Genomic DNA, 22,980 nt, shown 5'->3' with positions numbered 1-22,980 from the left:
CACCTCGTCTGCTCCTGCGCGCACGACTCCCTCGGGGTCGGTTCCCCGCTCGCCAGTCGCCGTGCGTACCACCAACCTTAATGCTCACGCCCCACAGCAAGGTTTCTTCGTCCATGATGCGAGCGACGATAGAAACAGGGGCATCACGCGGACGCCCACGGAAAAACAACCACCGGAGAACAACCGCTGTCGATCCCCCGGCCCCTCCGGCCACCAGGCCCGCACCCCGTGCCGGCCGGATGCCTTGTCTCTACCCGAACGGAGATCCCGTGTCTGTATCGATGAGTGCCATTGCCTCCGCCGAGGCGCACAGCGCGCACAACTACCACCCGCTCCCCATCGTCGTCGCCTCCGCGGACGGCGCGTGGATGACCGATGTCGAGGGACGCCGTTATCTCGACATGCTCGCCGGGTATTCGGCGCTCAATTTCGGCCACGGAAACCGACGTCTGATCGACGCGGCCAAAGCGCAGCTGGACAGGGTCACCCTCACCTCGCGCGCGTTCCACCACGACCGGTTCGCCGACTTCTGTACGCAGCTCGCGGAGCTGTGCGGCATGGAGATGGTGCTGCCGATGAACACCGGGGCCGAGGCGGTGGAGACCGCCGTGAAGACCGCCCGGAAGTGGGGTTACCGCGTCAAGGGCGTGCCGGACAACACGGCGAAGATCGTCGTGGCGGCCGACAACTTCCACGGCCGTACGACCACGGTGATCAGCTTCTCGACCGACCCGGAGGCCCGGGCCGACTTCGGCCCGTACACCCCCGGCTTCGAGATCGTCCCCTACGGCGACCTCGCCGCGATGGAAGCGGCGCTCACCGACAACACCGTCGCCGTGCTGATCGAGCCGATCCAGGGCGAGGCGGGCGTGCTCGTGCCGCCGCCCGGCTATCTCGCCGGTGTCCGCCGGCTCACCACCGAGCGGAACGTCCTGTTCATCGCCGACGAGATCCAGTCCGGCCTGGGCCGCACCGGCAAGACCTTCGCCTGTGAGCACGAGGGCGTCGTGCCGGACATGTACGTCCTGGGCAAGGCGCTGGGCGGCGGTGTGGTGCCGGTGTCCGCGGTCGTCTCGTCCCGTGACGTCCTCGGCGTGTACCGCCCCGGGGAGCACGGCTCCACGTTCGGCGGCAACCCGCTGGCGTGCGCGGTGGCCCTGGAGGTGATCGCGATGCTGCGCACCGGCGAGTACCAGCAGCGCGCCACCGAGCTGGGCGATCATCTCCACCACGAGCTGGGTCTGTTGACGGGCACCGGAGCGGTGGAGGCCGTCCGCGGACGCGGCCTGTGGGCGGGCGTCGACATCGTCCCCGCCCACGGCACCGGCCGGGAGATCTCCGAGAAGCTGATGGACCGCGGGGTGCTGGTCAAGGACACCCACGGCTCCACCATCCGTATCGCCCCGCCGTTGGTCATCAGCAAGGAGGACTTGGACTGGGGCCTCGACCAGCTGCGGGCCGTGCTGAGTTCCTGACCCTGCGGGTCAGAGGATCACATGGGGCAGGAAGCGGGCGTACTCGTCCGTGACCAGCCCCGCGGACTCCCGGATCCCGAGCCCCGCCGCCTCGCCCTCGACGACCCAGGCACCGAGCACCACACGGTTGCCGTCGAAGGCGGGCAGCGGGGCCAACTCCTGGTAGCAGCACGGCTCGTCGCGCACGACGGGAGCCAGGCCGGGTTCGTGGATCGTGACGCCCGCGCCCTCGCGGCCGAGCAGCGGCTTGGCGACATAGCCGCGGTCGGCCGCGAGTTCGCGCGGGCCGTCGAGATGGGCGGCCAGCAGGTTCGGGTGGCCCGGGTACAGCTCCCAGAGGATCGCGAGCAGTGCCTTGTTCGACAGGAGCATCTTCCAGGCGGGCTCTATCCAGCAGGTGGTACCGGTGCCGCCGCCGTTGTCGAGGGTGGCGAGGACCTGCGGCCCGAAGCGGTCGGTGGTCAGCCACTCCCAGGGGTAGAGCTTGAAGCAGGAGCGGATGAAGCGCAGCCGGTCGTCCACGAACCGGCCGGACAGCCGGTCCCAGCCGATCTGTTCGACGGACAGCGCCTCGGTGGCGAGCCCCGCCTGCTCGGCCGTTTCACGCAGATACGCCACGGTCATCAGGTCCTCGCCGAGCTCGTCCCCGTCGGAGTGGACGAAGTGCAGCGGGCCGGGCGGCAGAAGCGGGGCCTGACGCTTCCAGGCGTCGACGAGGCGCTCGTGGAGGGAGTTCCACTGGTCGGCCCCGGGGAAGCGGTCCTCCATCCAGAACCACTGCGGGCTCGCGGCCTCCACCAGTGAGGTGGGCGTGTCGGCGTTGTACTCCAGCATCTTGGCCGGGCCCGTGCCGTCGTAGCGCAGATCGAACCGGCCGTAGACGGAGGGGAGTTCGCCCCGCCTGCGCCAGGACTCGGCTATCAGGGAGGCGAGCCGGGCGTCGGTGATCCCGAGGTCGGCGAACCGGTCGCGCTCGACGATGTGCGCGGCCGCCGCCAGACACATGGCGTGGAGTTCCTCGACGACCTCCTCCAGCGCTTCGACCTCGGGGAGGGAGAACGCGTAGTAGGCGCTCTCGTCCCAGTACGGGCGCAGCGAACCGTCGGGGTAGCGGGTGAGGGGGTAGACGAGGCCCTGTTCCTCGACGATCTCCTGCCAGCCGGGCCGGGGATCGATCGTGTGGCGCTGCATTCCGCGGCCTTCCTGGAGTACGGGCGGGGCTTCGCCGCCGCCGGTGCAGGGCGGCTGCGGACGGGGCTCGGCCGCCGTCGGGCAGCGCCGCGCGGTGTTCAGCCGCCGGAGCCGAGGCACCGAGCACGGGGGAACCGCCGCCGGGCGGCTGTGTGCGGGCCTGACCGCCCGCCGGGCAGCTTCGGCCGGGGGTGGCGGAACTCAGCCGCCGCCGGAGCCGGAGCAGCCGAATCCGCCGCGGTCGACCGCCGCCTTGTCGAAGCTTCCGCCCTCGGCCTTGCCGGCCGAGTAGCTGCCTCCGTAGTAGTAGCGCCCGCTGCCGCTGCTGTCGTCGCACTCGTAACTGGGGAGCTTCTCCTGGGTCACCGGGTCGACACACCGCTTGTCCGGGTCCGAGCCGCAGGACGTGATCGTCGCCGCGAGCACTCCCATGCCTCCGAGCACCACCGTGCTCGACCTCAGCCTGCGTCGCGCCATCGAACGCTCGCCCCCGTTCACCCTCGTACCACTGAGCACCCTCGTACCACCGGCCCCAGGGATGGAGCCGCGGACAGACTAGTGGCCGCCTCGCGGGTCGCCACGAGCGGTCCACCAACCCTCCTCATCTACAGTCGCTTTGTGCTCTTTGGGATGATCTGCGCTCTCGCCTCAGCGGTCTGCTTCGGCACGGCCTCCGTCTTCCAGGCCGTCGCCGCCCGCGCGGCGGAGCCGGGAACCGGCTCCGGTGTCGACCCGGCGCTGCTGCTGCGGGCCCTGCGGCAGTGGCGGTACGTCGTCGGTCTCGCGCTCGACGGCCTCGGCTTCGTCCTCCAGATCCTGGCCCTGCGCTCCATCCCCATCTACGCGGTCGGGGCGGCGCTCGCCGCCAGCCTCGCGGTCACCGCCGTGGTCGCGGCCCGGATGCTCCATGTGCGGCTGAGCGGCACCGAGTGGGCCGCGGTGGGCGTGGTGGTCGCGGGCCTCGCCATGCTGGGACTCTCCTCCGGCCCGGAGGGCGAGAGCACCGGATCGACCGCCCTGAAGTGGGCGATGCTCGGCATCGCGGTCCTCATCCTGCTCGTCGGCGCGCTCGCCGGCCGGCTGCCGGACCGCTCCCGCGCGCTGGTGCTCGGACTGGGCGCCGGGTCGGGCTTCGGCGTCGTCGAGGTCTCGGTCCGGCTGATCGACACCGTCGCCCTGCCCGAGGTGCTGACCAACCCCGCGCTCTACGCCCTGCTGGTGGGCGGCGGCACGGCGTTCCTGTTGCTGACCTCGGCCCTTCAGCGCGGCTCGGTGACGACGGCGACCGCGGGCATGGTGATCGGGGAGACGATCGGTCCGGCGCTGGTGGGCGTGGTGTGGCTGGGCGACCGCACGCGTGAAGGGCTCGCCTGGCTGGCGATTCTGGGCTTCGCGGTGGCGGTGGCGGGTGCGCTGGCCCTGGCGCGGTTCGGCGAGCCCCCGGCGGACACCGACGAGAAGGGGGAGCAGCCGGCGTCACCGCCCGGGCGCGGCGCCTGACCGGGGGGGCGTGCCCGGGCTCCCGCGGCCGACCCCGGCCCGGGAACCCGAACCAACCGTGCGCCCTGCAACCGTGCGGCGGTCCTGTCCCGTCCACCGGCCCGGGACCCGAACCAACCGTGCGCCCCGCCTCCCTAGCGCGGATCTGTCCCCTCCACCGGCCCGGGACCCGAACCAACCGTGCGCCCCGCCTCCCTAGCGCGGATCTGTCCCCTCCACCGGCCGGGACCCCGCCCTACGGGAGCACCCGGCAGAGCGCGTCCAGCGAGTTCGTCCAGGCGCTGTCCGGGGGCGTGGCGTAGCCCACCACCAGCGCGTCCCTGCCCGACGTCACGTCCTCGTGCCGGAAGGAGGACAGCCCCGAGACCGAGAGGCCCTGCCAGCCCGCCGCCTGGACGACCGACGGCTCGGTGCCGTCCGGGAGTTCGAGCACCGCGTGCAGTCCCGCCGCGATCCCGCTGACGCTGATGTCCGGAGCACGCTCGGCCAGCGCGGCCACCAACTGGTCCCGCCGTCTGCGGTAGCGCAGCCGCATCCCGCGCACATGCCGGTCGTACGCGCCGGAGGCGATGAACTCGGCGAGCGTCAACTGGTCGAGCACACCGCACATCCAGTCGGACGTCCCCTTCCCCTCGGCCACCTCCCCCACCAGTTCGTCGGGCAGCACCATCCAGCCCAGCCGCAGCCCCGGCACCAGGGACTTGCTCGTCGTGCCCAGGTAGACCACCCGGTCGGGGTCCAGGCCCTGGAGCGCACCCACCGGCTGGCGGTCGTAGCGGAACTCCCCGTCGTAGTCGTCCTCCAGGACCACGCCGCCGGACGCACGCGCCCAGTCGATGACGGCGGCGCGCCGGTCGGGATGCAGCGGCACTCCCAGCGGAAACTGGTGTGCCGGTGTCAGCAGCACCGCGCCCGCTCCCCTCAGCTGCCCCAACTGCGTGGTGGCTGCCCCGAGTTCGTCGCAGGGCAGGGCAGGCGTCCGCATCCCGGCCTCGCGCAGCACGTTCCAGTGCAGGTCGAGGCCGTAGGACTCGACGGCGACCTCGCGTACGCGCCGCGCGCGCAGCACCTTCCCCAGCAGCATCAGGCCGTGGACGAAACCGGAACAGATGACGATCCGTTCGGGATCGGCGCGGACTCCGCGCGCCCGGGCCAGATAGTCGGCGAGCACGGTCCGCAGCTCGATGCGGCCTCGCGGATCGCCGTACCCGAAGGCCTCGTGGGGCGCGGCCGTGATCGCACGGCGGGCCGCCTTGAGCCACTCCGCTCGTGGGAACGACGCGAGGTCGGGGCTGCCGGCCCGCAAGGACCAGCGGGCCGTGGGCCGCGCCGGACGCGCTCTCGCCACGGCCGCGGGCCGCCGGGGCGCCGCCCGCCGTGCGACCCGCGTCCCCGAACCCTGCTGGGCGGTGAGCCAGCCTTCGGCGACCAGTTCGGCGTAGGCGTCGGCGACCGTGTTCCGGGCGATGCCCAGATCGGCGGCGAGCGAGCGCGAGGACGGCAGCCGGGTCCCGGGGGTGAGCCGCCCGCTGCGGACGGCCTCCCGCAGGGCGTCCATCAGGCCCGTGCGCAGGCCGGTACCGCGCAGCTCCAGATGCAGGTCGGCGCCGAAAGTGGACCAGGAATCCGTCATGGAAATGGACCATACTCCTGCGCCACAGCAGGGCTAGATTCGACAGCATGAACACGGAAACGACCACCACGCGCCTGCCCGAGCACGCTCCCCGCCTCGATCTCGCGAAGCTCGCTCCCGAGGTCTACAAGGCGATGGTCACGCTGGACGCGGCGGCCCGCCGGGGCGTCGACCCGGTGATCCTGGAACTCGTCAAGATCCGTGCCTCGCAGCTCAACCACTGTGCCTTCTGCCTGGACATGCACTCCAAGGACGCGCTCGCCGCGGGCGAGTCGGTGGAGCGGATCATCCAGCTCGGCGCCTGGGAGGAGTCGCAGCACTTCTACACGGCGAAGGAGATCGCGGCGCTCGAACTCACCGAGGCGGTGACGGTCATCACCGACGGTTTCGTGCCGGACGAGGTGTTCGCGAAGGCGGCGAAGGAGTTCGACGAGACCGAACTGGCCCAGCTGATCGCCGCGATCACCGTCATCAACGCCTGGAACCGCTTCGGTGTGACCTGCCGACTGGTGCCGGGCCATTACACACCCGGCCAGTACCAGCGCTGAGGAGCTGCGGAGATGACCGTCGAGGCCTTCCGCGCACTCCACCACGGCCGGGCGGCGGACGACCCGCTCGTCCTCCCCGGTCCGTGGGACGCTGCCGCCGCCCGCGTCTTCGCGGACGCCGGCTTCCCCGCGCTCGCCACTCCGAGCGCGGGCGTCGCCGCCTCGCTCGGCTATGAGGACGGCCGGACGCCGGCCGACGAGATGTTCGCCGCCGTCACCCGTATCGCCCGTTCGGTGAGCGTTCCGGTCTCCGCCGACGTCGAGGGCGGGTACGGCCTGCCGCCGAAGGAACTCGTCGCCCGGGTGCTCGACACGGGCGCGGTCGGCTGCAACCTGGAGGACTCCGACCCGGTCACCGGGGCGCTGAAGGACGCGCGGCCGCATGCCGACTGGCTGGCCGAGGTCCGCGCGGCAGCCGGCGACGCGCTGTTCATCAACGCCCGGATGGACACGTTCCTGCGGGGCGTCGCCGACCCGGACGAGGCGATCGGCCGGATCCGGCTCTACGAGGAGGCCGGCGCGGACTGCGTGTATCCGCTGGGCGTCCCGCCGGAGCACCTGCCGCTGCTGCGGGCCGAGACCGCGCTCCCGATCAATGTGTCGCCATCCCCCGGCGGGCCCGCGATCACGGAACTGGGCCGCCTGGGCGCGACGCGGATCACCTTCGGCCCGCAGCTTCAGCAGGAGGCGATGCGGAAGGTGAGGGAGATCGCCGACCGGCTCCTGGGCTGACACGGACGCGACGACGGCACGCGGGCGGCACGGTCGTCGCGGCAGCACCATGACAGGCCCCGCGACACGACACACAACAGGACGGGCCCGCCGAAGCGGGCCCGTCCTGCCGTATCGACGTCACATCACTACTTCTTCTTCGGCAGCCACTTCCGCCAGGTCGTCTCGTTCTTCTCGACCCACTTCCTGGCGGCTTCCTCCGGCGACAGCTTCTGTTCCGCGATCATCAGCGCCACATCGTTCTGCTGATCGGTGGTCCAGTTGAACTTCTTCAGGAAGTCCGCCGCCTCGCCGCCCTTCTTCGAGAACGTGCTGTTGAGGAACTTCTGCAACGGCGTGTGCGGATAGGCGCAGGCCACCTTCTCCGGGTCGGCGTCACACCCCTCCTTGTACGCGGGCAGCTTGACCTCGGTCATCGGCACCTTCTCGAACAGCCACTGCGGCTTGTACCAGTAGCTGAGGAAGGGCTTCTTCTGCTTCGCGAACTGCTTGATCTGGGTGATCTGCGCGGCCTCGGACCCGGCGAAGACGACCTGGTAGTCCAGCTTCAGGTTCTCCACCAGGGCCTTGTCGTTGGTGACGTACGACGGCGAACCGTCCAGCAGCTGGCCCTTGCCGCCGCTCTCCGGCGTGCGGAGCTGGTCGGCGTACTTGTCGAGGTTCCGCCAGTCGGTGACATCGGGGTGCGCCTTCGCGAAGTACGTCGGGACGAACCAGCCGATGTGGCCGGTGACGCCGAGACCGCCGCCCGGCTCGATCGTCTTCTTGTCCTTGACGTACCGGTCCTCCTGCTCCGGGTGGCCCCAGTCCTCCAGGATGGCGTCGACCCGGCCCTGGCTGAGGGCGTCCCAGGCCGGCACCTCGTCCACCTGGACGGTGTCCACGCGGTAGCCCAGCTCGTGTTCGAGCAGATACGACGCCACGGCCACATTGGCCTGGGCGCCCACCCACGACTGGACGGAGAGCGTGACGGTCTTCGCGCCCTGGGCGGCGGCGTACGGCGATGCCTGCTTGGTCATGTCGGCCGCGCCGCAGCCGGTGATGCCCACCAGGCCGATCGCCGCGGCCAGTGCGGTGATGCGTAGACGAGTGGCCATGTCAGGCCCCCTTTCCGGCGCGGCGTGCGGTCGGCTGCGTGACCCGGTCGAGCATCAGGCCCAGACAGACGATCGCGGCGCCCGCGACCAGACCGGTCGCCAGGTCGCCCTGGGCGAGGCCGAACACCACGTCGTAGCCGAGTGCGCCACCGCCGACCAGACCGCCGATGATGACGACGGCGAGGACCAGCACGACGCCCTGGTTGACGGCGAGCAGCAGGGCCGGGCGGGCGAGCGGCAGTTGGACCTGCCGCAGCTGCTGCCAGCCGGTCGCGCCCAGCGAGCGGGCGGATTCCATGGCCACGGGGTCGACGCCGCGCAGCCCCTGCGTGGTGATGCGGACGACGGCCGGCAGGGCGTACACGACGGCTGCCGCGGCCGCGGGAGCACGGCCGACACCGAACAGCGCTACCACCGGGATCAGATAGACGAACTGCGGCATGGTCTGGAACACGTCCAGCACCGGCCGCAGCAGCCTCTCCACCCGTGCGCTGCGTGCCGCGCCGATCGCGACGGCGAAGCCCAGCACCAGGGTCACGGCGACGGCCGCGAGCACCTGCGACAGCGTGTCGAGGGAGGGTTCCCACACACCGAGGACGCCGATGGCGGCCATGGCGAGGACCGCCGTCAGCGCGGTGCGCCAGGTGCCGATCAGCAGCGCGAGCGCACCGACCAGCAGGAGAACGGACCACCACGGCAGCGCCTGGAGACCGTCCCGCAGGGGGTCGAGCACCCAGCCGGTGAAACGCGCGGCCCAGTCTGCGGTGCCGCCGACGACGGGGACACCCGAGTACAGATGGGCCGTCATCCAGTCGACCGCGCGGTTGACGGGCTCGGCGATACCGACGACCCAGCTCTCGGGCCAGGACAGGCGGCCGAGGAGCCGCCCGGTGACGGCGACGGCGAGCAGCAGGACGGCGGCCACCGTCCAGCCGCGCCATCCGCGCAGCGCCGAGGTGTCGGGAGCGGCGCCCACCCGGGCGCCGGCGGCAGCGGTCGTACGGTCCAGCACGACCGCCAGCAGCACGATCGGGATACCGGCGGCGAGCGCGGCACCCACATCGACGGAGGCCAGCGCCTGGTAGACGCGGTCGCCGAGACCGCCGGCGCCGATGACCGACGCGATGACCGCCATCGACAGCGCCATCATGATCGACTGGTTGACGCCGAGGAGGAGTTCCTTGCGGGCAAGCGGCAGCCGGGCGGTCAGCAGCCGCTGCCGTCCGGTCGCGCCCATCGACGCGGACGCCTCCAGCACCCCGGCGTCGGCGCCGCGCAGCCCGAGGGCGGTGAGGCGCGCCATGGGCGGAGCGGCATAGACGACGGTCGCCAGGACTGCCGCGGGCACACCGATGCCGAAGACCAGCACGACCGGCAGCAGATACGCGAACGCCGGCAGCACCTGCATGGTGTCGAGCACCGGCCGCATCGCCCGGTGCGTCCGGTCCGACAGCCCGGTGGCGAGGCCGATGAGCCCGCCCACGACGACGGACGCGAGGACCGCGACCACCATCAGGGCGAGGGTCTGCATGGTCGGCACCCACATGCCGAGCAGTCCGCACACGGCGAATCCGGCGACGGCGGTCAGCGCGAGCCGCGGACCGGCCACCCGCCAGGCGATCAGCCCGGCCGCCGCGGTGACGCCCGCCCATCCGGCGGCGAGCAGCAGCAGATAGACGGCGCGCACGGACAGCACGACGGCGTTGCTGATGTGCCCGAAGAAGTACAGGAACACCGGGTGGCTGTCGCGGTTGTCGACGATCCAGTCGCTGGCCCGGCCGAGCGGACCGGACAGGTCGACGGCGAGGGAGGCGGGCCAGCTGCCACCGCCGAGCAGCAGAGCTCCGGCGGCCAGCAGGACGAGGACGCCCACCGCCATGGCGAGGTGGCGTCCGCGGCCTTCGAGCAGGCGGCGTCCGCCGGCGACGGCGGTGACGTCCTGTCCGGTGGTGACGTCCTGTCCGGTGGTGACGGCGGTCATGCCGACCACCGCCCACGGCCGCCGGCGTTCCGGCAGACCGCCGAGGCCGGGAAGGCCCGAGACGTCCGGCAGGCCACAGAGGTACGAGACACTCGGGACGTGGCCGGGCAACGGGACAGGCCGCGCCCGTCGAAAGCGCAGGGAATCATCACGCCGCCGCCTTCGCCGCGGGCACACCGGCCACCACATTGAGCAGTGCGGCGTGGTCCACGACGCCCAGACAGCGGCCGTCCTGCATCACGCGGGCGCTCGCGCCGCTGCGCGCCACCGCCTCGATGGCCTCGAAGACCGTGGCGTCGGGACCGATGGCCGGCCCCTCCTCGGTCTCGTCGGCGAGAGCGGGCCGCATCGCCGTGCGCACGGTCATGATCTGCTCGCGCGGCACATCACGGACGAAGTCCCGTACGTAGTCGTCCGCGGGCGAGCCGACGATCTCCTCGGGGGTGCCCAGCTGCACGATCCGGCCGTCCCGCATCAGCGCGATGCGGTCGCCGAGCTTCAGCGCCTCGCTCAGGTCGTGCGTGATGAAGACCATCGTGCGGCCCTCCTCGCGGTGCAGCCGTACGACCTCCTCCTGCATGTCACGGCGGATCAGCGGGTCGAGCGCGCTGAACGGCTCGTCGAACAGCAGGACTTCGGGGTCGACGGCGAGTGCGCGGGCAAGGCCCACGCGCTGCTGCTGACCGCCGGAGAGCTGTGCGGGCCGGCGGTTCTCCATGCCGTCGAGTCCCACCTTGGCGACGAACTCCGCCGCCTTCGCCCGTCGTTCCGCCCGCGGGACGCCCTGGATCTCCAGGCCGTACGCCACGTTGTCGAGCACCGACCGGTGCGGCAGCAGACCGAAGTGCTGGAAGACCATGGAGGCGCGGTGGCGGCGCAGTTCGCGCAGCCGTGCCCGGTCCATCGACAGGACGTCCTCGCCGTCGATGGCGATCGAGCCCGACGTCGGCTCGACGAGCCGGGTCAGACAGCGCACGAGCGTCGACTTGCCGGAGCCGGACAGGCCCATGACGACGAAGACCTCGCCCTTGCGGACGTCGAAGGAGACATCGCGCACGGCCGCGGTGCAGCCGGTGCGTTCGCGCAGTTCGGCCGGCGGGAGCTCGGCGAGCTCCGAACCGGGTACGCGGTCCGCCTTGGGTCCGAAGACCTTCCACAGATCGCTGACGGAGAAGACGGGCGGCGTACTCATCAGGCGGTACCTCCCAGAAGCTCGGCGCATTTCTCGCCGACCATCAGCACCCCGATCATGGGGTTGACGGACGGCATGGTCGGAAAGACGGACGCGTCGGCGATCCGGATGCCGTCCAGGCCCCGGATCCTCAGCTCCGGGTCCACCACGGCCAGTTCGTCGTCCTGCGCACCCATCCGGCAGGTGCCGGCCGGGTGGTAGACGGTGTGGGCGACCTTGCGCGCGTACTCGCTCAGCTCCTCGTCCCCGGTGACCTCGGGTCCCGGGCAGACCTCGCGCTTGAGCCAGCCGGCCAGCGGCTCGGTCAGGGCGATCTCGCGGGCGATCCTGATGCCGTCGACGAGGGTGCGCGCGTCGTAGTCGTCCTCGTCCGTGAAGTACCGGAAGTCCAGCGCGGGTTTGACCTCGGGGTCGGCGCTGGTCAGGTACAGCCGGCCGCGGCTGTGGGGCTTGGGGATGTTCGGCGTCATCGACACCCCGTGCGGGGGCCGTTCGTAGCCGAGCCGCTCCGGATTGTCCGTGAACGGGATCTGGTAGAAGTGGAACATCAGGTCGGGCGTCCTGGCGCGCGGGTCGCGGCGGACGAACAGTCCGGCGTCGCTGTCCATCGCGGAGTTCTCCGGGATCGGCCCGTGGGTCTCCCAGACGATCACCGACTCGGGGTGGTCGAGCAGGTTCTCGCCCACGCCCGGCAGATCGTGCACGACGGGGATGCCGAGCGCCTCCAGGTCGGCCTTCGGGCCGATGCCGGAGTGCAGCAGCAGCCGCGGAGTGTCCACCGCTCCCGCGCAGACGAGGACTTCACGACGGGCGGTGACGAGCTGCTCCTCGCCGTCCTTCGTCCGTACGTGCACACCGGTCGCCCTGGGGTTCCCCCCGCCGGAGGCAAGGGGATCCTCCAGCTCCAGCCGGTACGCCCAGGTCTCCAGCGCGATGTGGAGGTTGGGGCGGTCCAGGAAGGGGTGCAGATAGGCGACGGAGGCGGACGACCGCTTGTTGTTCTCCGGGTGGTACGCCAGGTCGAAGAAGCCGACGCCCTCGTGGAACGGCTTCTTGTTGAAGCCCTCGACCCGCGGGACGCCGATGGCGGCCTGGGCGGCGTCGACGAAGTCGCGGGCGATGGCGTTACGGTCCGCCTCGTCGACGGGAACGATGTTGTTCCGCAGCCGGGCGAAGTACGCCTCCATCGGCACCGCGCCCCAGCCCTTGGCGCCCGCCGTCTCCCACTCGTCCCAGTCGGACGGCAGCGGCTTGAAGGCGATGAGGGTGTTGTGCGACGAGCAGCCGCCGAGCACCCGGGCCCGGCTGTGCCGGATGTGGGAGTTGCCCTGGGGCTGTTCGGTGGTGGGGTAGTCGTAGTCGAGTTCGCCGCCCAGCAGGCCCATCCAGCGCCGCAGGGTCAGGACGTCGTCGCGTCCGACGTCGCTCGGGCCGCCCTCGATGACGGCGACGGTGACATCCGGGTTCTCCGTGAGACGGGAGGCGATGACCGATCCGGCCGTGCCGCCCCCGATCACGACATAGTCGTACTCAGGCATGGTGTTCTTGGTGCTCCTCGTCCCTCGTCAGCCCGCGAACCAGCGCACGGGGCGCGGAGCGAGGTTCTGGTAGATGTGCTTGGACTCGCGGTACTCGGCGAGTCCGGCGGGACCGAGCTCGCGCCCGATGCCGCTCTTGCCGAAGCCGCCCCACTCCGCCTGCGGGAGGTAGGGGTGGAAGTCGTTGATCCAGACGGTGCCGTGGCGCAGCCGACCGGCGACGCGCCGGGCGCGGCCCGCGTCGGTGGTCCACACCGCGCCGGCCAGTCCGTACTCGGTGTCGTTGGCGAGGGCGACGGCCTCGTCCTCGGTACGGAAGGTCTCGACGGTCAGGACGGGCCCGAAGACCTCCTCCCTGACGACGCGCATCTCGCGGTGGCACTGGTCGAGGACGGTGGGCCGGTAGAAGAAGCCCTCCTGGTCCTCGCCCTCGGGCCGCCGGCCGCCGGCACGCAGCACCGCGCCCTCGGAGAGGGCGGACGCGACGTACTCCTCGGTCTTCGCGAGCTGCTGCCGGGAGACGAGCGGGCCGCACTCGACGCCGTCGGCGGTGCCGCGGCCGAGCCTGATCTTCTCGGCGCGGCGGGCGAGTTCGGCGACGAACCGCTCGCGCAGGGACTCCTCGACGATGAGCCGGGAGCCGGCGGAGCAGACCTGACCGCTGTGGATGAAGGCGGCGTTGAGCGCCTGGTCGACGGCCGTGTCGAAGCCCTCGTCGGTCTCGCAGGCGTCGGCGAAGACGACGTTCGGGTTCTTGCCGCCCAGTTCGAGCGCGACCTTCTTGACGCTGTCGGCGGCAGCGCGCATCACCTTCGTGCCGCTGATCAGACCGCCGGTGAAGGAGATCAGATCGACGTCGGGGTGGTCGGCGAGCCGGGCGCCGACGGGGTCGCCCGCGCCGGTCACGATGTTGGCGACACCGGCAGGCAGGCCCGCCTCGGCGAGCAGCCGGATGAGCGCGACGGTGGTCAGCGGGGTGATCTCGCTGGGCTTGACCACAAAAGTATTGCCCGCGGCCAGCGCCGGGGCAATCTTCCAACTCGCCTGGAGGAGCGGATAGTTCCATGGCGTGATCAGCGCGCACACGCCCACGGGCTCGTGCACGACGACGCTGTGGATCTCCTCGGACCCCGCGTCGACCACACGGCCGCCGCTCTCGTTCATCACGAGGTCGGCGAAGTAGCGGAAGGCGTCGGTGACGCAGTCGACGTCGACACGGCCCTCCTCGAGGGTCTTGCCGGCGTCACGGCTCTCCAGCAGCCCGATTTCCTCCCGGTCGCGCTGGAGCAGATCGGCGACGCGCCGCAGCAGGGCGGCCCGCTCGGCCACGGGTGTGCGGGGCCACTCGCCGTCGTCGAAGGCGCTGCGCGCGGCGGCCACCGCGGCGTCGGTGTCCTCGGTCCCGCCCTCGGCGACGACCGTGAGGACGGTCGCGTCAGCGGGGTCGATGATCTCTCGCGTGGCGCCGGAGGCGGCCTGTCGCCACTCTCCGCCCACGTGGATGGTCTCCTGTACCGACACGTCGCGTTCTGCCTTCCGTTCCCATTGGCTGCCACCGGTCCCCCGGCGACCTGGCTGCCTGCCCGGAAGTCAGCGATCCATGCCCAACGCATGACGGAAAGTGGCCTTACTCACTCTCCGCGTTCGAACTCGTCCGCACTCGCCCGTGATGTCCGTGCGGGGCGCGGCCGCGGCCGCCCCGCGCCCCGGGCCCACCCCATGGCCCCTGCCCCGGCGACCACGGCCCCGCACACCAGCACCGCGATCAGCGGGTTCACGAAGGAGGGGACGACGTCGAGCGTGTACCCGTCGGACCAGGTGCAGGTCGAGGCGACGGGGAGGAGGCTGTCGTCGTTCCCCACCAGGGAGGGGCCGCCGGGGACGTCCGGCCGTCCGTACCGTTCGAGCATGCACGCGTGGTACGCGTTCTCCAGCCGGACGCAGCACAGGACCCCGTAGACGTACAGCCCGAGGGCAAGGGTGAGGCACCACAGCGCGACGGTCCTCGCCGTGCCGGGACCGGTCGGGGCGCGCAGGCCGCGCCGGGCGATCGCCGTCCTGACCAGATGCCCGCACAGCGGGAACAGCGCGATCACGCCGAGCACGACGACCAGTGCGGCCGCCAGGACGTGCTGTCCCGTCTCCGTGGCCAGGAGGCGCTGTCCCATGTCCGTCGCGGGGGTCGTCGCGGGCGCCGTCCGCGGGCGGGTGGCTTCCGTCAGGGCCGGCAGAATCATCGTCACGCGCATGACAGCCCAGACTCCCGCGGTGGTACGGCCGGTTCCGCCGGTCCGCGGCCCATCTCACCGGCGGTGGCGCCCGGTTGCGCAGGCGGCCGCGGCGGGTGCCCCCGGTCCCGCGGCTCCGGTCTCGGGCCTCGGGCCTCGGGCCTCGGGCATCCGGGTACGACGAAGCCGCCCCCGGAGAACCGGAGGCGGCTTCGTGGTGCCGTGACGCGCGCGGGCTTCCTCAGATGAGGCCGAGAGCGCGGACCGCGTCCCGCTCCTCCGCCAGCTCCTGCACGGAGGCGTCGATGCGCGGGCGCGAGAACTCGTTGATGTCCAGGCCCTGGACGATCTCGTACTTGCCGTCCTTCGTGGTGACCGGGAAGGAGGAGATGAGACCCTCCGGCACACCGTAGGAGCCGTCCGACGGGATGCCCATGGAGGTCCAGTCGCCCTCGGCGGTGCCGTTGACCCAGGTGTGGACGTGGTCGATCGCGGCGTTGGCGGCGGAGGCGGCCGAGGACGCGCCACGCGCCTCGATGATCGCCGCGCCGCGCTTGGCGACGGTCGGGATGAACGTGTCGGCCAGCCAGGCCTCGTCGTTCACGACCTCGGCGGCGTTCTTGCCGGCGATCTCCGCGTGGAAGATGTCCGGGTACTGGGTCGCCGAGTGGTTGCCCCAGATCGTCAGGCGCTTGATGTCGGAGACGGCGGCGCCGGTCTTGGCGGCCAGCTGCGAGATCGCGCGGTTGTGGTCGAGGCGCGTCATCGCGGTGAAGCGCTCGGCCGGTACGTCCGGGGCCGCGGCCTGGGCGATCAGGGCGTTGGTGTTGGCCGGGTTGCCGACGACGAGGACCTTGATGTCGTCCGCGGCGTGGTCGTTGATGGCCTTGCCCTGCGGCTTGAAGATGCCGCCGTTGGCCTCGAGCAGGTCACCGCGCTCCATGCCCTTCGTACGCGGGCGGGCGCCGACGAGCAGGGCGACGTTCGCGCCGTCGAAGGCGACGTTCGGGTCGTCGGTGATCTCGATGCCGCGCAGCAGCGGGAAGGCGCAGTCGTCGAGCTCCATGGCGGTGCCCTGGGCGGCGCCGAGCGCGGGGGTGATCTCGAGAAGGCGCAGCTTGACCGGCACATCCGCGCCGAGCAGGTGGCCGGAGGCGATGCGGAAGAGCAGCGCGTAGCCGATCTGGCCGGCCGCGCCGGTCACGGTGACGTTGACGGGAGTGCGGGTCATGGCGATCTCCGTAAGACAGCTGGCGGTGGGGGTCCCTGCCCCTCGTGCGGGACGCCCCTTCGCACCTCTGCACGAATCTTGACGTGAAGAGACATCCAGCGGTCAGGCTATCCGACCCGGCACCCGGCCATTCCCCCCACCCGTGTGGCGCGGCTCACTGGCCGCCGGTGCAGCCGGTGGTCCCCGAGATGAGCGTGGCGCAGGCCCGCGCGTCGGCCGCCCCGGCAACGGCGGTCATCGGGGTGTACGCGTCGGTGTCCTCGTCCACCAGGCCCTGCTGCGCTGCCTTGCCGGTGACGGTGACGCGCACGATGTCACCGGCCGTGGCCCCCGTGATCCGCGCCCATGCCGCCTGACAGGTCTTGCTGTAGCGGACCTCGACGAGGGAGCTGCCGATGGTCGCCGACGAGGCCGTCGTGGCGAACTCGCCGCCGCAGCCCATCGTTTCCGGGTCCTGGCCGGTGCAGGCCGCGCCGCTGCACTTCACCCCGGCGGGCAGCGGCGGTGCGCTGGTGCTCGGCGTCGCCGACGGCTTCCCGGCAGCAGTGCCGTCGTCGCCACCGCTCCCGCCGAGGTCGGTCAGCAGCACGGCGGCGGCGATCACGAGCAGCGCGCCCACGACGCCGGCGAGGAACAGGACGACCTTGCGCCGGCCGCCCGACGGGCCGGGACGGGCGTCGCCCGGCGGATGCGATCCGGGAGGCGCCGGGTACTGCCCGCGCCGCGGTGTCCGGGCTCCCGCTCCGCTCCCGGGCACGGGTGCGGCCGTGCGGGCGCCCGGCGGCACGGCGTCCTCCGGTGTCGGGCCGTGCTCCGGTGGCGGGCCGTACTCCCCGAGGGCGGCCCGCGCCTCGGCTATCCGCTGCTCGTCCATCGTCAGGTCGTGCCGCATCTCGGAGCGGCTCCACGCGCGTTCGGCGAGCTCCCACATGGTGATCAGATGGGCCTGGCCGGTGTCGGTCACCTCCGCGAGCGCGAGGATCGCACCCTTGGGGGCGAGCAGCCGCCCGTCGAGGTACCGCTCCCAGGACGTCTTGCCGTAGCCGGTCCGGTCGGCGACCGCGGCGAGGCTCAGCCCGCTCCGGTCGACGAGCCGGCGCAGTTGCTCGGCGAACTCGCGGATCTGTGGGTCCAGCTCTTCCGGCAGTGCCTTCCAACGAGGCATGTGCCACCCCCCTTGTTCCCCCGAACCGTGCGGTGCCGTGCCGTGTCGCTCCGCCGCCCCCGCTCCGCTCCGGGACCCCCGCCCGAGAACCGGACACCGAGGGAGATGCGCAGGGTCAGGATGTCAGTTCCGTCTGTCGGCTCACAGGGGGAGCACTCAGGACCGGTCGCGATGCTTCGTGCGCCCCCCGGCCGTGGATTTCGTGCGCCCCCCGGCGGCCGATTCGGTCTCGCATCCGTGGCGCAACGATCACACCGTGGCGGAATGGTCACTTCCGTGCCACAGGCCCCGGCCGTCCCTTGAACGGTGTTGGCGCGTCCATGACTCTGGACACACGACGGCGCCCGTCCTCCCTCGGGGGAGAGGACGGGCGCCGTTCTGCGTGGTCCGGGTGTCTGCGTGGTCCGCGTGCCGGACGCCCCGGCCCGGTGGCTCCTACCGCACGGTGAAGTGGACGGCGTCCTCCAGGAACGGCAGGTCCAGCCAGGGCTTGGGCTGGGTCACCAGCGCCAGCAGCGTGATCACCACGCCCAGCAGCCCGTACGTCACCATGTCGGTGAATCGCGATCGCACAGCGAGCATGCCGACCGAGGGCAGGACCCGTCGCATCACCGCACCGGTGATCAGCGCGACCCCGATGAGGATCGTGCCGACACGGAAGGCGTCGGCGAACGCGTCCATGCCGACGATGAGCAGCCCGAGTCCGGCGAGCGCCAGCACGGTCAGCAGCGGCCACTGCCGGGCGGGAGCGGGAGCGTCCCCGGGGGCCGCGCGCCCGCCGCCCTCGGGGCGGGCGGTGTCCGTGGTGAGCGAGGGAAAGCGCCGGGTGGTGCGCACGGGTTCGCCGTCGGGCCCGGGAGAACTGACGACGCCCTTGGCACTGACCTCGCCGTCCGGCTCGTGCACGACGTCCGGTCCCTCGAAGCCGGCGCCGGACTCGTCCGCGTGTCCGTCCGCGGTCGCGCCGCCGTCATCGGCCGCGTCACCCTCCGTGCCGCGCGCCCCGTCGGCGGCGGCCGCGCCGGTGTCCCGCGCATCGTCCGCGCCGGATCCGGCGGGCCCGTCGGGCTCCGCCGGCGCCGTGGCGTCCTCGTCGTTCGTCCGTACACCCATGGGGTCAGCCTCTCCGGTCAGCCTGCCGTGACGGCGGCGGCACGCTCGGCCGCCTCGACCACGTTGACCAGCAACTGCGCGCGGGTCATCGGGCCGACGCCGCCCGGGTTCGGGGCCACCCAGCCGGCCACCTCGGTGACGCCCGGGTGCACATCGCCCACGATCTTGCCGTGCTCGTCGCGGCTGACGCCGACGTCGAGCACCGCGGCGCCCGGCTTCACGTCCTCCGGCTTGATCAGGTGCGGCACGCCGGCCGCCGCGACGATGATGTCGGCCTGCTTCAGATGTGCGGACAGGTCGCGGGTGCCCGTGTGGCACTGCGTCACGGTCGCGTTCTCGGACTTGCGGGTCAGCACCAGCGGCATCGGCCGCCCGATGGTGATGCCCCGGCCGACGACGACCACATTGGCGCCGTTGATCTCGACGTCGTGGTGACGCAGCAGCTGGACGATGCCGTACGGCGTGCAGGGCAGCGGCCCGTCGACGCCGAGCACCAGCTTGCCGAGGCTCATCGGGTGCAGCCCGTCCGCGTCCTTGGCCGGATCCATCAGCTCCAGGACCCGGTTGGTGTCGATGCCCCGGGGAAGCGGGAGCTGGACGATGTAGCCGGTGCACTCGGGGTTGTCGTTGAGTTCGCGGACGACCGCCTCGATCTCTTCCTGGGTGGCGGTGTCCGGCAGTTCGCGCTGGATCGAGGCGATGCCGACCTGCGCGCAGTCGCGGTGCTTGCCGTTCACGTACCAGCGGCTGCCCGGGTCGTCCCCGACCAGCAGGGTCCCGAGACCGGGCGTGACGCCCTTCTCCCTGAGGGCCGCCACGCGGACGGTCAGATCGGACTTGATCGCGGCTGCGGTGGCCTTGCCATCGAGAATCTGGGCAGTCATGCACCCATCCTCGCGGATGGACCCGCCCCGGTTCCAATTCCGCTCCCCACCGGGCCCGGAACACCCCCTCCCGGCACCCGGAACGGGAGGTTGCACTTGCACAACACATACGCATACCGACTGGACAAAAAGTCGACGTGGAGACGACGATGAGCGGCGCAGTGCCGCGGAAAGTGTTGGGGGGCCGAACCGCTGATCTCGTGTGACGTTCCTCCGCCCGGACCGCGCAGTCCCCGCACTTTCAACGGAGGAAACCCGCCATGAGCTTCGGCGACCCGAACAACCCCTACGGCCAGCAGCAGGGCGGTCAGCCGGGCTACGGCTATCCGCAGCAGGGCCAGCCCCAGGGACAGCCCGGTTACGGCTACCCGCAGGCGCCGCCGGTCCAGCCCTACGGTGGCGGCGGCTACGGGGTGGGCCCCACGGAGATGCCGGGCGGTGTGAAGGCTGCGCGCGTCATGCTCTACGTGATCGCCGGCTTCCAGGTCATCGGCGCCGTGCTCATGTTCCTCACCGGCGCGGCCATCGACAAGGCGCAGGACGACCCGTCGCTCCGGGACGACGTGCAGTTCCAGGACCTGGCCGACTTCTCCACCGGCGCGGTCTACGCCATCGGCGTCGGCGCCCTGGTCTGGGGTGCGCTCGCGGTCTTCCTCGCGATCAAGTTCAAGACGGGCGGAAGCGGTATCCGTGTCACCACCATGGTGTTCGGCATCATCACCGCGATTCTCGGCATCTACCCGTTCATCGTCGTCGGCCTGGCGCACACCGTGCTCGCCATCCTCATCACGGTGTTTGTCGGCAAGTCCGACGGCGGCGAGTGGTTCGCCCGCCCGCGGCACTGACCCCGCACTGCACGGACAGCCCGCAGCACCCCGTACGGCCCGCCGGTTGCGCAACCGGCGGGCCGTACGCGTGTCCGTCCCCGAGGGGACGTCCGTCGAGTAAATCCGTCGACGGAAACCGTCGGCGGAATCCGTCAGTGGAAGAAGTGACGTGTCCCGGTGAAGTACATCGTCACGCCCGCCTTCTTCGCGGCCTCGACGACCTGCTCGTCACGGACCGAACCACCCGGCTGCACCACGGCCTTGACGCCCGCGGCGGTCAGGATCTCCAGGCCGTCGGGGAAGGGGAAGAACGCGTCGGACGCCGCGTACGCACCCCGCGCACGCTCCTCGCCCGCGCGCTCCACCGCGAGCTTCGCCGAGTCGACGCGGTTGACCTGACCCATGCCGACGCCGACCGACGCACCGTCCTTGGCCAGCAGGATCGCGTTGGACTTGACCGCGCGGCAGGCCCGCCAGGCGAAGGCCAGGTCGGCCAGTTCACCGGCGTCCAGGGCGTCGCCCGTCGCGAGGGTCCACGCCGACGGGTCGTCGCCGTCGGCCTGGAGACGGTCCGTCACCTGGAGCAGCGCGCCGCCGTCGATGGGCTTGATCTCGACCGGCGCCGAGGGAGCGTCCGGGCAGCGCAGTACCCGGATGTTCTTCTTGCGGGCGAGCACCTCCACCGCTCCGTCCTCGTACGCCGGAGCGACGATGACCTCGGTGAAGATCTCCGCGACCTGCTCCGCCATGGCCACCGAGACCGGGCGGTTGACGGCGATGACCCCGCCGAACGCGGACAGCGGGTCGCAGGCGTGCGCCTTGCGGTGCGCCTCGGCGACATCCGCCGCGACCGCGATACCGCACGGGTTGGCGTGCTTGATGATCGCCACACACGGCTCGGCGTGGTCGTACGCGGCGCGCCGCGCGGCCTCCGTGTCCGTGTAGTTGTTGAACGACATCTCCTTGCCGTGCAGTTGCTCCGCCTCGGCGAGACCGCCGTTGCCGTTCACGTACAGCGCGGCGCCCTGGTGCGGGTTCTCGCCGTAGCGCAGGACGTGGGAGCGCTCGTACGTGGCACCGAGGAAGTCGGGGAACGGCGAGTCGTCGGCCGGGGCGTACGCGGACGCGAACCAGGAGGCGACGGCGACGTCGTAGGCGGCCGTGTGCTGGAACGCCTCCGCCGCGAGCCGCTTGCGCGCGCCGAGGTCGAAGCCGCCGGAGGAGACGGCGGTCAGCACGTCGCCGTACCGCTCGGGGCTGGTGACGATCGCGACCGACGGGTGGTTCTTGGCGGCGGCGCGCACCATGGAGGGGCCGCCGATGTCGATCTGCTCGACGCACTCGTCCGGGGATGCGCCGGATTCGACGGTCTCGCGGAACGGGTAGAGGTTCACGACCACCAGGTCGAACGGCTCCACGCCGAGTTCGGCGAGCTGCTCGCGATGGGACTCCAGGCGCAGGTCGGCGAGGATGCCGGCGTGCACGCGGGGGTGCAGCGTCTTGACCCGGCCGTCCAGACACTCGGGAAAGCCGGTGAGCTCCTCGACCTTGGTGACCGGCACACCGGCCGCGGCGATCTTCCCGGCGGTCGATCCGGTGGAGACCAGTTCCACGCCCGCCTCGTGCAGCCCGCGCGCGAGCTCCTCGAGCCCCGTCTTGTCATACACACTGACCAGCGCTCGCCGGATGGCCCGCTTCGCAGTCTCAACAGTCACGGGAAAACTACCTTTCGTCCCTCAATGCGGTAGCCGTTACGGGCCAGACGCCCCACGACCTCGACGAGCAGTGCTCGCTCGACTTCCTTGATGCGCTCGTGAAGAGCGGTCCCACCGTCCGTGTGGTCCTCGTCCCGCACCTCCACCACGCCCTGCGCGATGATCGGGCCGGTGTCGACGCCGTCGTCGACGAAGTGGACGGTGCACCCGGTCACCTTGGCCCCGTACGCGAGCGCGTCGCGGACACCGTGGGCGCCGGGAAAGCTGGGCAGCAGCGCGGGATGCGTGTTGACGCACCGGCCGCCGAAGCGGGCGAGGAACTCCTTGCCCACGATCTTCATGAATCCGGCCGAGACGACGAGGTCGGGCTCGTACGCCGCCGTCGCCTCGGTGAGCGCCCGGTCCCACGCGTCACGGGACTCGTGGTCCTTGACCCGGCACACGAACGTGGGAAGTCCGGCGCGCTCGGCGCGCTCCAGTCCCACGATCCCGTCGCGGTCCGCGCCGACGGCGACCACGGCGGCGCCGAAGCCGGCCGGATCGTCGCCGATGGCGTCGAGCAGGGCCTGGAGGTTGGTGCCGGAACCGGAGACCAGGACCACCAGGCGGGCCGGTCGATCCGGGGCCGGTCGGACAGAGAGGGGCGGGGAGGCCACGGCGGGTCTCTTTCTCGCGGTGATGTCGCGGTGTTTCCCGCGGTGTCGCAGTGCGCGTGGCAGTGCGTGTCGCGGGGCTGTGCGTCTTTGTACGGTCGTACGAACGAATCGCACCCCTCGATACGGGGAACTCTACGAAGGGGCCGACCGTCAGCAACGATACCGGCACACAGAAGAGCCCCCACGGGACGGGGGCGTGGCCGGGAGGTAGCGTCTGGGGACAGGACCCGTCCCTCGACGGGCACGACGACACAAGACCCCACGCGCAACAGGG

General features: G+C 71.6%; 20 protein-coding genes. 5 read left to right on the top strand and 15 right to left on the bottom strand.

What is annotated here, in order from left to right:
- Window positions 1-281 precede the first annotated feature (281 nt).
- Window positions 282-1,475 (top strand): ornithine--oxo-acid transaminase, encoded by a 1,194-nt coding sequence (gene rocD, locus ACFWU3_RS01120; protein WP_384429573.1) that lies wholly within the window; start codon window positions 282-284, stop codon window positions 1,473-1,475.
- Window positions 1,476-1,484: 9 nt separating this feature from the next.
- Here rocD and ACFWU3_RS01115 read toward each other — a convergent pair whose 3' ends face one another.
- Both ACFWU3_RS01115 and ACFWU3_RS01110 read right to left on the bottom strand, forming a co-directional pair.
- Entirely contained in the window at window positions 1,485-2,666 is a 1,182-nt protein-coding gene (locus ACFWU3_RS01115) for a glutathionylspermidine synthase family protein (RefSeq protein ID WP_384429272.1), read from the bottom strand.
- A gap of 201 nt (window positions 2,667-2,867) precedes the next feature.
- On the bottom strand, window positions 2,868-3,143 hold the full coding sequence (locus ACFWU3_RS01110) for a hypothetical protein (RefSeq protein ID WP_384429269.1): 276 nt from the start codon (window positions 3,141-3,143) through the stop codon (window positions 2,868-2,870).
- A 153-nt stretch (window positions 3,144-3,296) separates the two neighbouring features.
- Here ACFWU3_RS01110 and ACFWU3_RS01105 point away from each other — a divergent pair, with 153 nt between their 5' ends.
- Window positions 3,297-4,166: a hypothetical protein gene (locus ACFWU3_RS01105; RefSeq protein ID WP_384429570.1), complete on the top strand. Its 870-nt coding sequence runs from the start codon at window positions 3,297-3,299 to the stop codon at window positions 4,164-4,166.
- A gap of 235 nt (window positions 4,167-4,401) precedes the next feature.
- Here ACFWU3_RS01105 and ACFWU3_RS01100 read toward each other — a convergent pair whose 3' ends face one another.
- Window positions 4,402-5,799: a PLP-dependent aminotransferase family protein gene (locus tag ACFWU3_RS01100; protein ID WP_384429266.1), complete on the bottom strand. Its 1,398-nt coding sequence runs from the start codon at window positions 5,797-5,799 to the stop codon at window positions 4,402-4,404.
- Between the two features lie 47 nt (window positions 5,800-5,846).
- On the opposite strand from ACFWU3_RS01100, the gene ACFWU3_RS01095 reads away from it, so the two are divergent.
- Together ACFWU3_RS01095 and ACFWU3_RS01090 are read left to right on the top strand one after the other, a co-directional pair.
- Entirely contained in the window at window positions 5,847-6,347 is a 501-nt protein-coding gene (locus ACFWU3_RS01095; RefSeq protein ID WP_384429263.1) for a carboxymuconolactone decarboxylase family protein, read from the top strand.
- Between the two features lie 12 nt (window positions 6,348-6,359).
- Entirely contained in the window at window positions 6,360-7,079 is a 720-nt protein-coding gene (locus ACFWU3_RS01090; protein ID WP_384429260.1) for an isocitrate lyase/phosphoenolpyruvate mutase family protein, read from the top strand.
- Between the two features lie 128 nt (window positions 7,080-7,207).
- Here ACFWU3_RS01090 and ACFWU3_RS01085 read toward each other — a convergent pair whose 3' ends face one another.
- The 10 genes from ACFWU3_RS01085 to ACFWU3_RS01040 all read right to left on the bottom strand — a co-directional run bounded on the left by ACFWU3_RS01085 (window position 7,208) and on the right by ACFWU3_RS01040 (window position 19,508).
- Entirely contained in the window at window positions 7,208-8,176 is a 969-nt protein-coding gene (locus tag ACFWU3_RS01085) for an ABC transporter substrate-binding protein (protein ID WP_384429257.1), read from the bottom strand.
- Between the two features lies 1 nt (window position 8,177).
- Window positions 8,178-10,055, bottom strand: coding sequence for an ABC transporter permease (locus tag ACFWU3_RS01080; protein ID WP_384429567.1), 1,878 nt, complete (start codon window positions 10,053-10,055; stop codon window positions 8,178-8,180).
- A gap of 250 nt (window positions 10,056-10,305) precedes the next feature.
- Window positions 10,306-11,349, bottom strand: a complete 1,044-nt coding sequence (locus ACFWU3_RS01075; protein ID WP_384429254.1) for a glycine betaine/L-proline ABC transporter ATP-binding protein — start codon at window positions 11,347-11,349, stop codon at window positions 10,306-10,308.
- The gene (locus ACFWU3_RS01070; protein ID WP_384429251.1) at window positions 11,349-12,887 is read right to left on the bottom strand and encodes a GMC family oxidoreductase; all 1,539 of its coding nucleotides are present in this window, start codon (window positions 12,885-12,887) and stop codon (window positions 11,349-11,351) included. The genes ACFWU3_RS01075 and ACFWU3_RS01070 overlap by 1 nt, the downstream gene beginning before the upstream one ends.
- Before the next feature lie 27 nt (window positions 12,888-12,914).
- Complete coding sequence (locus ACFWU3_RS01065; RefSeq protein ID WP_313944580.1) at window positions 12,915-14,408, bottom strand: aldehyde dehydrogenase family protein; 1,494 nt, start codon at window positions 14,406-14,408, stop codon at window positions 12,915-12,917.
- Between the two features lie 110 nt (window positions 14,409-14,518).
- Window positions 14,519-15,136 carry a hypothetical protein gene (locus ACFWU3_RS01060; RefSeq protein WP_384429249.1) on the bottom strand — a complete coding sequence of 206 codons (618 nt, stop codon included), beginning with the start codon at window positions 15,134-15,136 and terminating at the stop codon, window positions 14,519-14,521.
- A gap of 220 nt (window positions 15,137-15,356) precedes the next feature.
- Window positions 15,357-16,346 (bottom strand): malate dehydrogenase, encoded by a 990-nt coding sequence (locus tag ACFWU3_RS01055; RefSeq protein WP_384429246.1) that lies wholly within the window; start codon window positions 16,344-16,346, stop codon window positions 15,357-15,359.
- Between the two features lie 154 nt (window positions 16,347-16,500).
- A complete protein-coding gene (locus ACFWU3_RS01050) occupies window positions 16,501-17,511 on the bottom strand; it encodes a DUF2690 domain-containing protein (protein WP_384429243.1) in 1,011 nt (336 codons plus the stop codon).
- Window positions 17,512-17,946: 435 nt separating this feature from the next.
- On the bottom strand, window positions 17,947-18,624 hold the full coding sequence (locus ACFWU3_RS01045; protein ID WP_384429240.1) for a DUF3017 domain-containing protein: 678 nt from the start codon (window positions 18,622-18,624) through the stop codon (window positions 17,947-17,949).
- Window positions 18,625-18,641: 17 nt separating this feature from the next.
- Window positions 18,642-19,508 carry a bifunctional methylenetetrahydrofolate dehydrogenase/methenyltetrahydrofolate cyclohydrolase gene (locus ACFWU3_RS01040; protein ID WP_384429237.1) on the bottom strand — a complete coding sequence of 289 codons (867 nt, stop codon included), beginning with the start codon at window positions 19,506-19,508 and terminating at the stop codon, window positions 18,642-18,644.
- A gap of 260 nt (window positions 19,509-19,768) precedes the next feature.
- Between ACFWU3_RS01040 and ACFWU3_RS01035 the strand changes: the two genes are divergently transcribed.
- The gene (locus tag ACFWU3_RS01035) at window positions 19,769-20,353 is read left to right on the top strand and encodes a hypothetical protein (RefSeq protein ID WP_384429234.1); all 585 of its coding nucleotides are present in this window, start codon (window positions 19,769-19,771) and stop codon (window positions 20,351-20,353) included.
- Window positions 20,354-20,487: 134 nt separating this feature from the next.
- Here ACFWU3_RS01035 and purH read toward each other — a convergent pair whose 3' ends face one another.
- On the bottom strand, window positions 20,488-22,050 hold the full coding sequence (gene purH / locus ACFWU3_RS01030; protein ID WP_384429231.1) for a bifunctional phosphoribosylaminoimidazolecarboxamide formyltransferase/IMP cyclohydrolase: 1,563 nt from the start codon (window positions 22,048-22,050) through the stop codon (window positions 20,488-20,490).
- Complete coding sequence (gene purN, locus ACFWU3_RS01025) at window positions 22,047-22,706, bottom strand: phosphoribosylglycinamide formyltransferase (protein ID WP_384429228.1); 660 nt, start codon at window positions 22,704-22,706, stop codon at window positions 22,047-22,049. Before purN ends, purH begins: the two co-directional genes overlap by 4 nt.
- Window positions 22,707-22,980 lie beyond the last annotated feature (274 nt).

The organism is Streptomyces sp. NPDC058685, from assembly GCF_042714725.1.
In the GTDB taxonomy this organism is placed as follows: Bacteria; Actinomycetota; Actinomycetes; order Streptomycetales; family Streptomycetaceae; genus Streptomyces.
This window is presented reverse-complemented; position numbering and strand designations above follow the sequence as displayed.

Excerpts from the sequence above, each read along its gene's own strand:
- ACFWU3_RS01055 (WP_384429246.1), bottom strand. The coding sequence starts at position 16,346 with ATGACCCGCACTCCCGTCAACGTCACCGTGACCGGCGCGGCCGGCCAG.
- ACFWU3_RS01035 (WP_384429234.1), top strand. The coding sequence starts at position 19,769 with ATGAGCTTCGGCGACCCGAACAACCCCTACGGCCAGCAGCAGGGCGGT.
- ACFWU3_RS01100 (WP_384429266.1), bottom strand. The coding sequence starts at position 5,799 with ATGACGGATTCCTGGTCCACTTTCGGCGCCGACCTGCATCTGGAGCTG.
- ACFWU3_RS01095 (WP_384429263.1), top strand. The coding sequence starts at position 5,847 with ATGAACACGGAAACGACCACCACGCGCCTGCCCGAGCACGCTCCCCGC.
- ACFWU3_RS01045 (WP_384429240.1), bottom strand. The coding sequence starts at position 18,624 with ATGGGTGTACGGACGAACGACGAGGACGCCACGGCGCCGGCGGAGCCC.
- ACFWU3_RS01070 (WP_384429251.1), bottom strand. The coding sequence starts at position 12,887 with ATGCCTGAGTACGACTATGTCGTGATCGGGGGCGGCACGGCCGGATCG.
- ACFWU3_RS01040 (WP_384429237.1), bottom strand. The coding sequence starts at position 19,508 with ATGACTGCCCAGATTCTCGATGGCAAGGCCACCGCAGCCGCGATCAAG.
- ACFWU3_RS01075 (WP_384429254.1), bottom strand. The coding sequence starts at position 11,349 with ATGAGTACGCCGCCCGTCTTCTCCGTCAGCGATCTGTGGAAGGTCTTC.
- ACFWU3_RS01110 (WP_384429269.1), bottom strand. The coding sequence starts at position 3,143 with ATGGCGCGACGCAGGCTGAGGTCGAGCACGGTGGTGCTCGGAGGCATG.
- ACFWU3_RS01115 (WP_384429272.1), bottom strand. The coding sequence starts at position 2,666 with ATGCAGCGCCACACGATCGATCCCCGGCCCGGCTGGCAGGAGATCGTC.
- ACFWU3_RS01060 (WP_384429249.1), bottom strand. The coding sequence starts at position 15,136 with ATGCGCGTGACGATGATTCTGCCGGCCCTGACGGAAGCCACCCGCCCG.
- ACFWU3_RS01050 (WP_384429243.1), bottom strand. The coding sequence starts at position 17,511 with ATGCCTCGTTGGAAGGCACTGCCGGAAGAGCTGGACCCACAGATCCGC.
- rocD (WP_384429573.1), top strand. The coding sequence starts at position 282 with ATGAGTGCCATTGCCTCCGCCGAGGCGCACAGCGCGCACAACTACCAC.
- ACFWU3_RS01090 (WP_384429260.1), top strand. The coding sequence starts at position 6,360 with ATGACCGTCGAGGCCTTCCGCGCACTCCACCACGGCCGGGCGGCGGAC.
- ACFWU3_RS01105 (WP_384429570.1), top strand. The coding sequence starts at position 3,297 with ATGATCTGCGCTCTCGCCTCAGCGGTCTGCTTCGGCACGGCCTCCGTC.
- ACFWU3_RS01085 (WP_384429257.1), bottom strand. The coding sequence starts at position 8,176 with ATGGCCACTCGTCTACGCATCACCGCACTGGCCGCGGCGATCGGCCTG.
- ACFWU3_RS01080 (WP_384429567.1), bottom strand. The coding sequence starts at position 10,055 with ATGGCGGTGGGCGTCCTCGTCCTGCTGGCCGCCGGAGCTCTGCTGCTC.